Below are 12,045 nucleotides of genomic sequence, written 5' to 3'. Positions count from 1 at the left end.
ATGGTCGGACTGGACATGTCACTTCCTCCGGATCAGGATTTCGCCGTACGCACCGACGGTGGCCTGCTGCCCTGCGCCGATATGCGTGGTCGACAGTTCTTCCTCGAACACGGCGGGGCCGTCGAGTACGTCACCTGCGCGCAGGCTGGTACGGTCGTAGACGTCGGCCTGCTGGGCGCCGACACCGTCGGCGTCGAGGTCACCCAGGTACCGCAGGGTCACGGTGCGGGTCGGCGTGAGCGGACCGTCCTCCTCCGACCGGACCGGGAGCTCGGCGTATTCGACCTTGGGGGTGTCGAGGATCGCGCGCACCCGGAACGTCACGCCTTCGACGGGCATGATCTCGAAGCGGTTACCCGAGCGGGCCTCGTAGGTGTCGTGGAAGGCCGACACCATGGTGGCGACGGCGGCCTCGTCGATGGTGCCGCTCGGCACCGGCACGAACGGGGTCTCCCAGCTCTGCCCCGCCAGGTGCGCGTCCATGCTGCGCAGCATCCGCACCGAGCCGCCACCGGTGCGGGCCCGCAGCTGTTCCTCCATCTCGGTGAACAACGTGTCGATCGCGGGCGCGGCCTCGCCGGTGAGCATCAGATACGCACTGCGGTCGACCGTGAAAACCTGGTCGGTGGAAAGCAATCCGACCGCCGAGAACAGGCCGGGATTCGGGGGCACGATCACCTGCTTGCACTGCACGGTGTCGAGCACCGCGGGCAGCAGCATCGGGCCCGCGGCGCCGAAGGCGACCAGGCTGTAGTCGCGGGGATCGACACCGTTCTTGATGGCGACGTTGAACACGCCCTCGGCCATGTTGTTGACCGCCATCTCGTAGGCGTAGCGAACGCGGTGGGCCAGATCCAGCTCGGTGTCGAGGGATTCGAAGGCCCGCCGGGCGGCGTCGGCGTCGAGCTGCAGTTCGCCGCCGGCGAAGTCGTCGGCGTCCAGGATGCCGATCAGCAAGCAGGTGTCGGTCGTCGTGGGCTGGGTGCCGCCGCGGCCGTAACAGGCCGGTCCGGGCTGTGCCCGCGCGCTGTCGGGGCCGACCTGGATCTCACCGGCGGAACCGATCGACACGATGCTGCCGCCGCCCGCGCCGATGCTGGAGATGTCGTTGGCCAGGGCGTTGACCACGAGGTCGTGCTCGAGCTCGAAGGTGGTGTTGACGAACGGCTCGCCTGCGCTGACGACACTGATGTCGCAGGAGGTACCACCGACATCGGCACACAGCAGATCGTTCTCGTCGATCAGCGCACCGAAGTGCGCGCAAGCCACGGTGCCCGCCGCGGGACCGGAGAAGACGATCCGGAACGGCTGCTGCATCGCCTGGGCCGACGGAACCAACGTCGCGGCGCAGTCGGCGAAATTGAGCTGGCCCGCGAAACCGAGTTCGCTCAATCCCTTTTCGAGCCCCGCGGTGTAATCGGAGTAGATGATCTTCATCAGTGTGTCGATCACGGTGGTGGAGGCGCGGGCGTACTCCTTGGCCAGCGGCGACACCTCGCTCGAGATCGAGCACGGCACCTCACCGAGCACCTCGCGCACCAGCTCACGCAAGCGCAGTTCGTGCACGGGGTCGACGTAGGCGTGGATGAGGCAGATCGCGACACCGGCGACCTCGCAGCGGCGCAGTACCTCGAGTTCGGTCCTGGCCTGGTCCTCGTCGAGGGCGAACAGCACGCCGCCGTCGGCCGTGATCCGCTCGTGGATGCCGCGCCTCAGGTAACGCTGGACCAGCGGCCGTGAGGCGTCGCCGAAACTGCGCCGCCAGTGCGGGTCGAGGATGGCCTCGGCCGGGCGCCACACGCGGCCCATGTCGAGGATGTCGCGGTGGCCCTCGGAGGTCAGAAAGCCGATCTTGGGCAGCTGCCGGGTGATCACGGCGTTGAGGCCGTGGGTGCTGGCGTGATTGAACACCGGCGCGTCGGTGACGCCGAGTACTTCGGCGCCGCGCAGCACCGGGCCGGTGACGTCGGCGTAGTCGGTGGAAATCTTGGCGGTGTGGATCCGCCCGTCGCGCCAGGCGACGACATCGGTGAACGTGCCGCCCACATCGACTGCGATCATGGTGTCTCCTGAAGTGATTCGTGCTCAGACGAGGTCGGCGAGCAGCTGAATGGGTCCGAGGCGGTGCCAGGGTTCCCGCGACACGGAGTGCAGGCAGCGCTGACACTTGACCACCTGCACCCAGCCCTGTTCGGCGACAACGGGATACGCGCACAATTCGGCGGCGCCACATCGTGGGCAGGTGCCGTCGCGGGGTTCGCGGTTCACCTCGAGTGGGGTCGGAGCGTCGGGCATGGCGGGTCCTCCTGCGGCGAAGAATCGGCGGCTGGGTGCCGTGAGCACGACGGTAGGATCGGGAGACCTGGGTCACAATCCGCTCGGCGAAGGTGCGGTGTCCGCCGAGCGAAGCAGAATTGGAATTGCAGAAAGTATATTATATTGATTATGTGATACCCATCACGCCTGAAAGGAGGGTCTGCCGATGCCGTCAGCACCCGCGGCGTGCGTGAGCGCCTTTCGCACGGAGGATCCAGTCGCTGCCCACGACCATGTGGCCGCCACCTTCGCCCACCACGAGCTCGTCCTCGACGAGCGTCGCGGGATCGACTTCGCCCTGGAGACGGTGCGCTCGGCGAGCCTGACCGTCGGCCGGATGGCCTACGGCACCGACGCCCGGATCGACGGACCGCCGATGCAGACGTGCTATCACGTGAATCTGTCCGTGGCCGGGCAGAGCACCGTGGCGCAACACGGCACTCGTCGGTCGTTCGGCGCGGGCGAGGCAGGCGTGGCGTTCGTGCACGACGCCCCGGTATCCATCCGGTGGAGCGCCGAGGCCGAGCATTATCACATCAACCTGCGCCGTGTGCCGTTCGAACGCCACGCGGCCCGGCTGCTCGGCCGCCGGGACACCGAGCCGGTCCTGTTCGACCTCACCTTCCCCATCGACACCCCCGCCGGCCGCGCCCTGCTGGCCTCGACCCGGTTCGTCTACGACGAGTTGGCCCGCGAAGGCGGGGTGTCGACGATGCCGCTGGCCTGCCGCGAACTCGAGTCGACACTGATGACGCAAATTCTGCTCACCGCACCGAGCCAGCTGACCCCGATTCTCACCGGTGCCGCGCCGAGCATCGGGCACACGCGGGTGCGCGAGGCCGTCGCCTACATCCACGCTCATCCCGATGCCGACATCTCGACCGCCGAGCTCGCCGCCCGCGCCGGGGTCACCGCCCGGGCACTGCAGTTGGCCTTCCGCGACGCGGTGGGCATGTCGCCGAGCGCCTACGTCCGATCGGTGCGACTCGACCGCGTGCGTGACGAATTGTCCTCCGGCCGAGCCGTTTCGGTGAGCGACGCGGCGATGCGGTGGGGCTTCTTCCATCTCGGTCGCTTCGCTCAGCAGTACCGCGAACGGTTCGGTGAACTGCCGTCGGAGACCGCTGCCCGGGCAGGCATCGATTCCGCCCCGAGCAGCCACCCCGACCGTTGCGGGACGTGACACGACTATCGAATTCCGGCGGAGTACAGGAGCCGAACATGTGCAGCGCACGCAACCAGGGCAGTGTCGCCGAGCTGAATTCCACGATCGCCGAAATCGCCGAGCACGCATACTCGGCGCTCGATCTGGACCCGGCCGAGCACCAGCAGTGCACCGGCGGGCCGAGCCTCGATGTGCTCTGGGACATGGTGACCTCTCGCGCGCTGCGCGACTTCGGCACCGGGGACTCCTCGCCCGTCCGGCTGGCCGAATTGATAGGTCTGCTCGACCGGATCAGGTCGGCTGAATCGTCGCTGGCCCGGATCCAGCTGGTCGACCGGACCAAGCGACTGAGCAAGGTGCACGCCGTGCTGTCGGAACTGGGTACGGAGACCACCGTGGATTCGCTGCTCACCCGGATTCCCGAGGCGACCTGTGCTCTCGGTTTCGACCGCGCCTTGGTCTCCACCGTGGACGGCGTGTGGCGATTGCACACGATGCATGTCGTCCGCGACCCTCGGTGGGCCGCCGACATCGTCGCGGTCGGACGCGAGAATCCGCCGATTCTCGACCACGGATTGGTCGAGAACGACACCGTGGTCGACGCACGCGCTGTCCTTGTGCACGAGGTGCAAGCCAATCCCCGGGTGAACCGCCCACTGGCGGAGATCACCAAGTCGTCCTCGTACGGGATCGCGCCGTTGCTGGTCGACGGTGAGGTGGTCGGCCTCGTGCACGGGGACTGTTATCACCAGCAGCGCGTGCTCGACGACGTCGACCAACTGTTGCTGTCCACCTTCGCCCAGGGGGTGAGCCAACAGCTGGTTCGCGTGTCGATGCTGGAGGGGATGTCGGCGATCCGCGCCCAGTTCGAGGGGTTGGGCAGGTGGTCGGCGCCGGGGCCCACCGTCACCCGATCGATCGCGGTGAGCCGTGACGACGACGAAGTGCTCACCCGTCGGGAGGTGCAGATCGTCCGGTTGCTCGCCGCGGGCGACTCCAACGCCCGCATCGCCCGCAAACTCACCATTTCCGAGGGCACGGTCAAGACCCACATCACCCGCGTGCTGCGCAAGCTGGGCGCCGCCAATCGCGCGGAAGCGGTATCGATCTGGTTGCGGAACTCGGACCCGTCCGGGTCGCTGCGCGCCTGATGCGACCGAGACCGGCCGAAGGTCGTACGAACCTCTTACCCGCGCCAGATGTCGCCGCGCCCGCGCAGCGGAAAAGTGACGTGTGACATAGAGCGGCAGCACAGCCGCCGCACACGGCACGGAGGCGCGGTATGACACAGAGCGAACGGGAAGCCGACTGGATCGTCGGCATCGACGTCGGTGGCACGTTCACCGACATCATCGGGCTGAACCAAGCCACGGGTGAGGTCCGCGACGGCAAGGTGCTGTCCACCACCGAACAGGAGGTCGGTGTCCTCGCGGCGCTGGCGGCGATCGAGGTGGCCGTACCCGAGGTCGCCGAGATCGTGCACGGGCACACCGTGGGGATCAACGCGCTGCTGAGCCGCACGGGCGCGCACACCGGCCTGATCGCCACCGGCGGCCACCGCGATCTGCTCGACATCGGGCGCATGCACCGCGAATTCGGTGACCGCTTCTACGATCCCACCTGGCTGCGCCCGCACCAGGAACGCCCGATCGTGCGGCGCGAATCCCGCTTCGGTGTTCCGGGCCGGTTGCGTTACGACGGCACCGAACTGCTCGCGCTCGACGAGGACGCCGTGCGCCGCGCCGCCCGCGAACTCGGTGAGCAGGGTGCCCAATCGGTGGCGGTGTGCCTGATGAACTCCTACATCGACACCGCGCACGAGCAGCGCACCGCCCAGATCGTCGCCGAGGAACTGCCCGACGCCTACATCCAGACCTCGGCGCTGTACCCGGTGACGCGCGAACACGAACGCACCACCACCGTCGCGCTCGACGCCTACGTCGGCCCGGCGGTAGTCGGTTATCTCGAGCGTTTGATGGCCCGGCTCTCCGAGCAGGACTACCGGGGCACCTTGTGGATCATGATGATGAACGGCGGCGTCGCGACTTTCGCCGACGCCGGCCGCGCACCGGTGTTCCAGCTCGTCTCCGGCCCGGTCGGCGGGGTGAGCGGCAGCGTCAAACTCGCCAACGAGAGCGGCGCGCCGAACCTGCTCACCATCGATGTCGGTGGCACCAGCACCGATGTGGCCGCGATCCGTGGCGGCAAGACCCCGCTCACCGACACCTGGACCCTCGAGACGGGCTTGACCCTGACCATGCCGCTGGTCGACGTCGAGAGCATCGGTTCCGGCGCGGGCAGCCTGATCCGGCCCAGCGCGCTCGGTACCGTCGCCGTCGGCCCGGCCTCGGCCGGATCGAATCCCGGCCCGGTCTGCTACCAGCGCGGCGGCGTGGAACCGACCCTCACCGACGCGTGTGCCGCGCTCGGCATCCTGCAACCGGACCTGTTCGCCAACGGCGCGATCCAGCTCGATGTCGACGGCGCCGTCGAGGCGCTGCGCACGACCGGTAAGCAGTGGAACATGTCGGCGCTCGAACTCGCCTCGGCCGCTTACGAAATCGCCTGCCAGGACATCGCGGCGAAGGTGCGCAGCATCTCGGTGTACCGAGGCCTCAACGTCCGCGAGTTCGCGCTGCAACCGTCCGGTTCGGCAGGACCGATGCTCGCCGACCGGGTCGGCCAGATCCTCGGCTTGGACAAAGTGATCGTGCCGCGCAGCCCGGGTCAGTTCTCCGCGCTCGGTCTGCTGCGCAGCGATCTCATGGTCACCCGCGCGCAATCCATCATGACCCCGCTCGCACCCGACCGTGCCGAGGCGGTGGAGGACGCGTTCACGGCCTTGCAGGACAGCATCCGGACCGATCTGCGGGACCAGGGCATCGACGTCTCGCGTCTGCGTTTCGAGCGTGCCGTGTTCGCGATGTACCGCGGTCAGACCTGGGACAACCGGCTGCCGATCGAGGCGGGTGCGATCACCGCCGAGCGGGTCGGCGAGCTGATCCCCCGATTCCACGAGTTCTACCAGGAGTCCTACGGTTTCGCGGCCCCGGAGATCCCCGTCGTCGTCTCGACCGTCGAGGTGACCGCGGTGATCCCGCGCGAACTCGGCGCCGCCGACCACACCCCCGAGCAGGGCGAGTCCTTCCTGCGCACCACCCGGCTGACCGTGCCGGGAACCACCGAACCCGTCGAGGTTCAGATCCACGTCCGCGAACGTCTCGCGCCCCACCACCCGGTGCCGGGCCCCGCCCTGATCGCCGAGAAGTTCGCGACCACCCTCGTGCTGCCCGGCCGGGCGGCCCACGTGGACGACGACCTCAATCTCATCATCGAGCCGCAGGCCTGAGGAGCAACCATGACCACCATCGAAACCCCCGGCCCCGCCGTCGACGTCGAGCTCGACATCCTGCGCTATGGCCTCATCGAAGTCGCCCGCGAGATGCTGGATTCGCTGATGCGCAGCGCCTTCTCGCCGGTCTGCCGCGACATCCTCGACTGCACCAGCGCCATCCACATGCGCACCGACGACGGCTGGGAGACTGTCGCACTGTGGGAGGGCTGCATGCAGCACGCCTTCACCGCACCGCACATCGCCAACTTCGTAATGGACGACTGGGACATCGACACGATGCAGCCCGGTGACGTCATCTTCGTCAACGACCCGTGGCGCGGCACCATCCACCAGTCGGATGTGAACCTGCTGCGCCCGGTGTTCGTGAACGGCCGCGTGGAGTTTCTGCTGCACTCGACCTCGCACCTGGTCGACCTCGGCGGCGCGATCCCCGGCGGCTTCTCCAACGGCACCCAGACCCATTTCGAGGAACAGCTCAAGCTGCCGCCGACGCTGTTGTACGCCAACGACGTTCCGGTGCGGCCGACCTTCAACTTCATCCTCGAGAACAACCGGGTGCCCCAGCTGGTGCTGGGTGATCTGCGCGCGCTGCACGGCTGCCTGGTCGTCGGCGAACGGCAGCTGCAGGAGCTCGTCGCCCGCAGCGGTCTGGACAAGATCCGGGCGGCGGGGCGCTATGCCATCGAGTCCACCGAGGCGAGCATGCGCCGCGGTATCGCGAGCATCCCCGACGGTGACTACACCGCCGAGGACTTCCTCGACGAGGACGGGGTGAGCGACGAGGCCATTCCGGTGCACGTGACCGTGAAGGTCCGTGGCGACTCGATGGAGATCGACTTCTCCGGTTCCGGGCGTCAACCGCTGGGCAACTGCGGTACCGCCTGGTGTGAGGCCACCCGCTGCATCGAGGCGGTCAAGCTGATGGTCGACCCGTCGACGCCGGTCAACAGCGGCACCCTGCGGCCGGTCGAGACGATTCTGCCGCCCGGCAGCGTGGTGCAGGTGCTGCCGCCGTCGAGCTGCTCCAACCACGCCGATATCGGTGCTCGCGGCATCAATGTGGTGACCCAGGCGCTGAGCCAAGCCACCGACGAGGCCTTCGCCTGTGACACCGGCACCGCGGTGGTCGTCAGCCTCGGCGGCATCGACACCCGCGCCGGGCACGAGGGCACACCGTGGGGTGCGTTCGCACTCGCCGGCGGCGGGTGGGGCGGCACCTGGAAGGAAGACGGTGTCTCGTTCTGCGTGATCCCGATCGGCAACTGCCGCACCTCCGTTCAGGAGCATCTCGAGATCGAAAGTCCGCTGGTCGTCGTCCAGCACGAGATGGTCGTCGACACCGCCGGTGCGGGGCAGTATCGAGGTGGCGCCGGTTCGGTGTATTCGATCTACGCCGAGTCGGACACGATGGTCACCGTCACCGCCGACCGGATCCGCCTCGGCGCCCCCGGTTCCAACGGCGGCGGTGCGGGCGCTCCCGCGTTCGGTTGGTACATCGAGAATTTCGATCTCGCCCGGCACGGTGATCCGCTCGATCTTCGCGGGATCGAGCCGTTGTTCGGCATGTTCGACGCCGACGGCAGGCCCGACCCCAACCACGGTGAGTTCGGTCGGGGCGCGCGCTATCAGACGGGCAAGTTCTCCGGCCTGATCCTGAAAGCCGGTGACGCCCTTCGGTTCGTCATCGGTGGCGGTGGCGGTTGGGGTGACCCGCTCGAACGCGAAGCTGACAGGGTCGCGGCCGACGTGCGGGCCGGACTGGTCAGCCCCGAATTCGCCGCTGCCGGTTACGGAGTCGTGCTCCGTGACGGCGCGGTCGACGAAGCGGCGACCACCGCACAGCGTGCGCGTCTGGCGGCGGAGCGTGCCGAAGGGCGCTGGCAGGTGCCGGTCGCCACTCCCCTCACCTGGACCCTCTGAAAGACAAGGACCACTCCCATGTCTGTCGATCGACTCCTGTTCCCCCGCCCCGAGACCGACCGCGTGTACGTCGAACGCGTGCCAGTCGACGGCGCGTGCCCGGCCTGTGGCGCCGCCGAGCTGGCCCGATACCCCGTGGCCAATTTCCTCGGCCCGCGCATGGTCGTGAAGTGCCAGCGCTGCTTCCACCACGTGTCGGTGACGCGCCCGGAGCCCGAGGACCACTGGCCCGCGTGGCGTTCGCCCGCCCACGACTGGCCCGCCTCCCGCGTCGGATAAGCCCTCCCCCCACCATCTCTCGTTCGGAAAGGACTCCCATGTTGTTCGACGGGAAAGTCGTTCTCATCACCGGAGCCGCAGGCGGAATCGGCACGGCCACCGCGCTGCTCGCGGCCGAAGAAGGCGCGCGGCTCGCACTGACCGATGTGTCGAAGGATCGCCTCGAAACCACCGCCGAGCACGTGCGCGCCGCGGGCTGGGAGGTTCTCGCCGTACCCGCCGACCTCACCGACGGTGCCGCGGTGAACGCACTGATCGACGCGGTCGTCGCCGAATACGGCCGCCTCGACGGCGCGTTCAACAACGCCGGGGTCAGCGGCGGACAGATCGGCCAGGGTGGCCGCCGCGTCGGCGAGTGGGACGAAGACGCCTTCGATCGCGCGATCGCGGTGAACCTGAAGGGCGTATGGCTCTGTCTGCGTGCGGAATTGGCGCAGATGGAAGCCCAGGGCGGCGGCGCGATCGTGAACACCGCGTCGCTGGCGGGCCTGGCGGGCTTCAAGACCACCGCCGGGTATTCGGCGGCCAAGCACGGCGTCATCGGGCTCACCAAGACCGCCGCACTAGAGTACGCGCCGACCATCCGGATCAACGCGGTGTGTCCCGGCTACACCGACACCGACCTGATGAAGGACGCCAAGCGCCGCAGCGGCGACACCATCATGGCGCGCATCCCCTCGGCCCGGCTCGCCCAGCCCCGGGAGATCGCGGAGATGGCGTGCTGGCTGTTGTCCGACCGCGCCGCCTACGCCACCGGCGGCGAATTCGTCGTCGACGGCGGCTATATGGCGGGCTGACCGTCCCCTTCTCGAATTGATCTCTACCCGAAAGGGATTCACGCATGACAACCATGATCGGCGCGGCGGCCAGTTACATCGACGGTCGTTGGAGCGATGGTGACGGCGAGCCCATCGCCACGATCAACCCCGCGATCGGGCTCCAGGTGGCGCTCACCCCCGCCACCGACCCCGCGCAGGTGAGCGAGGCCGTCTCGGCGGCCCGACGCGCCTTCGACGGGGGCGAGTGGAGCCGTCTCGGTCCGGTCGAGCGCGGCGCTCTGCTGCACCGCCTGGCCGACCTGCTGCAACAGAACCGGGAGTCGCTGGTGCAGCTCGCGGCAACCGAGATCGGCACCCCGATCAGCAGCGGACCGACCCTTCACGTCGACCTGCCCGCGAAATTCTTCCGCTGGTTCGCCGACGCCGCCATCCGTGGACCCCGCGACGGCTACGAACAACCCATGCCCCTCGACCACGACCCCATCACCACCAGCAGCCTGCTGCTGCGACAACCCGCCGGGGTGGTCGCCGCGATCGTCGCCTACAACGTGCCCATCATGATGAGCGCCTACAAACTCGGCGCCGCCCTCGCCGCCGGATGTTCCACGGTGCTGGTCACCTCACCCAAGTCCGTGCTGCTCACCGCCGCGTTCGTCAGGTTGGTCGAACAGGCCGGATTCCCCGCGGGCGCGGTCAACCTGGTGTTCGGACCACCGGCGGTCACCGAGCAGGTCGTCACGGCCGACGAAGTGGACATGGTCACCTTCACCGGCTCCCCCACCGTCGGCAGTCGCATCCTCACACTGGCCGCCCCCACCTTGAAGAAGGTCGTCCTCGAACTCGGCGGCAAATCACCCAACATCGTGTTGCCCGGCACCGACCTGGAACGCGCGGTCCCCGCCTCTGCGTTGCGATTCACCCGCAACAGCGGCCAAGCCTGCGGAGCCACCACCCGAACCCTGGTGCCGCAGGCCGACTTCGACGAATACGTCGAGCGCTCCGGCGCCTTCCTGCGCACCCTCACCGTCGGTGACCCACTCGCGCCCGACACCGTCCTCGGTCCGCTCATCACCGGCGAACACCGCGCCAACGTCGAAGGGTTCCTCGCCCGAGCACGTGACGCGGGCGCCGAGGTCCCCGTCGGTGGTGGCCGACCGGCAGGCCTCGACGACGGATTCTTCCTCGAAGCGACCCTGGTCACCGGGGTACCCAACGAAGCCGAGATCGCCCAGGAGGAGCTGTTCGCACCCGTCGGTGTGGTCATGCCCTACACCGACCTCGACGACGCCGTCCGCATGGCCAACGACGTCAAATACGCCCTCAACGCCAACATCTGGGGGCCCACACCACAAGCCATCGAGTTCGCGCGGCGCCTGCGCTCCGGGACCGTCACCATCAACGGCGGCGGCGGTATGCGCCCCGACGCCCCGTGGGGCGGCCCCGGCCACAGCGGCATCGGCAGGGAGGGCGGCGAAGAAGGCTTCCGCGAATTCTTCGAAGTCAAGCACCTGCAGTGGCCGCTGTGAACCTGTTGGACGGCAAGGTCGCCGTCATCACCGGTGCGGCGAGCGGGATGGGCCTGGCCACCGCGGAAACCTTCGTCGAACACGGGGCGAAGGTGGTACTCGCCGACATCCAGGAGGAACGCGGAGCGGCGGCCGCCGCCCGCCTGGATGATTCGGCGCTGTTCGTGCGCACGGATGTCACCGTCGCGGCGCAGGCGAGTCCGCCGTCGGAGCCGCGGTGGACACCTTCGGCCGCCTCGATGTCATGTTCAGCAATGCCGGTGCCGCCGTGGATCTCTCGCCGATCGACAACCTCACTCCGGAGGGACTCGACCGCACGCTGGCGCTGAACCTGCAAGCCCATGTCGCGGCACACGAGTACGCGGCCAGGCAGTTCCGTGCGCAGCGCGTTCCGGGCTCGATCATCACCACCGGCAGTGTCGCCGCGTTGCAGGCCGGGTGGAACGGCGGCGCGTACTCGATGGCGAAGGCCGCGGTGCTGGCCTTGGTACGGCAAACGGCCGTGGAGAACCAGGGCACCGGCATCCGTTCGAACGCCATCCTGCCGGGCGCGGTGCTCACCTCGATCATCACCGACATGTTCGGGGTGAGCCGCGAGCGCGAGGGGGAGTTCCTCACCGGGATCGGTGACCGGATCGGCGGCGAGTTCGCCACGGAGCTCAACGCCGGTTCGTGAGCTCGTCCCCGGCATCGGCCGCGGTTGCC

The 12,045-nt window shown here is 68.4% G+C and carries 9 protein-coding genes and 1 pseudogene; 8 read left to right on the top strand and 2 right to left on the bottom strand.

Going from position 1 to position 12,045, the window contains the following annotated elements; genetic code table 11:
• Positions 1–18: 18 nt before the first annotated feature.
• Together QMO76_RS14640 and QMO76_RS14635 are read right to left on the bottom strand one after the other, a co-directional pair.
• Positions 19–2,061 (bottom strand): hydantoinase/oxoprolinase family protein, encoded by a 2,043-nt coding sequence (locus QMO76_RS14640; protein ID WP_306361828.1) that lies wholly within the window; start codon positions 2,059–2,061, stop codon positions 19–21.
• Positions 2,062–2,085: 24 nt separating this feature from the next.
• Positions 2,086–2,295: a hypothetical protein gene (locus QMO76_RS14635; RefSeq protein ID WP_306361827.1), complete on the bottom strand. Its 210-nt coding sequence runs from the start codon at positions 2,293–2,295 to the stop codon at positions 2,086–2,088.
• Between the two features lie 187 nt (positions 2,296–2,482).
• Between QMO76_RS14635 and QMO76_RS14630 the strand changes: the two genes are divergently transcribed.
• From QMO76_RS14630 to QMO76_RS35360, 8 genes and pseudogenes are all read left to right on the top strand, one after another.
• Positions 2,483–3,499 (top strand): AraC family transcriptional regulator, encoded by a 1,017-nt coding sequence (locus tag QMO76_RS14630; RefSeq protein ID WP_306361826.1) that lies wholly within the window; start codon positions 2,483–2,485, stop codon positions 3,497–3,499.
• Positions 3,500–3,537: 38 nt separating this feature from the next.
• Positions 3,538–4,632: a LuxR C-terminal-related transcriptional regulator gene (locus tag QMO76_RS14625; RefSeq protein ID WP_306361825.1), complete on the top strand. Its 1,095-nt coding sequence runs from the start codon at positions 3,538–3,540 to the stop codon at positions 4,630–4,632.
• A gap of 131 nt (positions 4,633–4,763) precedes the next feature.
• Complete coding sequence (locus QMO76_RS14620) at positions 4,764–6,830, top strand: hydantoinase/oxoprolinase family protein (RefSeq protein WP_306361824.1); 2,067 nt, start codon at positions 4,764–4,766, stop codon at positions 6,828–6,830.
• A gap of 9 nt (positions 6,831–6,839) precedes the next feature.
• Positions 6,840–8,756: a hydantoinase B/oxoprolinase family protein gene (locus tag QMO76_RS14615; protein WP_306361823.1), complete on the top strand. Its 1,917-nt coding sequence runs from the start codon at positions 6,840–6,842 to the stop codon at positions 8,754–8,756.
• A gap of 18 nt (positions 8,757–8,774) precedes the next feature.
• On the top strand, positions 8,775–9,035 hold the full coding sequence (locus QMO76_RS14610) for a hypothetical protein (RefSeq protein WP_067488460.1): 261 nt from the start codon (positions 8,775–8,777) through the stop codon (positions 9,033–9,035).
• A gap of 38 nt (positions 9,036–9,073) precedes the next feature.
• Complete coding sequence (locus QMO76_RS14605; protein WP_306361822.1) at positions 9,074–9,832, top strand: SDR family NAD(P)-dependent oxidoreductase; 759 nt, start codon at positions 9,074–9,076, stop codon at positions 9,830–9,832.
• Between the two features lie 44 nt (positions 9,833–9,876).
• A complete protein-coding gene (locus tag QMO76_RS14600; RefSeq protein ID WP_306361821.1) occupies positions 9,877–11,340 on the top strand; it encodes an aldehyde dehydrogenase family protein in 1,464 nt (487 codons plus the stop codon).
• Positions 11,244–12,016 (top strand): annotated as a pseudogene (locus QMO76_RS35360) (SDR family NAD(P)-dependent oxidoreductase). The gene QMO76_RS14600 and the pseudogene QMO76_RS35360 overlap by 97 nt, the downstream one beginning before the upstream one ends.
• Positions 12,017–12,045: the final 29 nt, after the last annotated feature.

This window comes from Nocardia sp. CC227C (assembly GCF_030767025.1).
Classification (GTDB): domain Bacteria; phylum Actinomycetota; class Actinomycetes; order Mycobacteriales; family Mycobacteriaceae; genus Nocardia.
The sequence above is the reverse complement of the archived record's forward strand: the minus strand, read 5'-3'. Positions and strand labels throughout refer to the sequence as shown.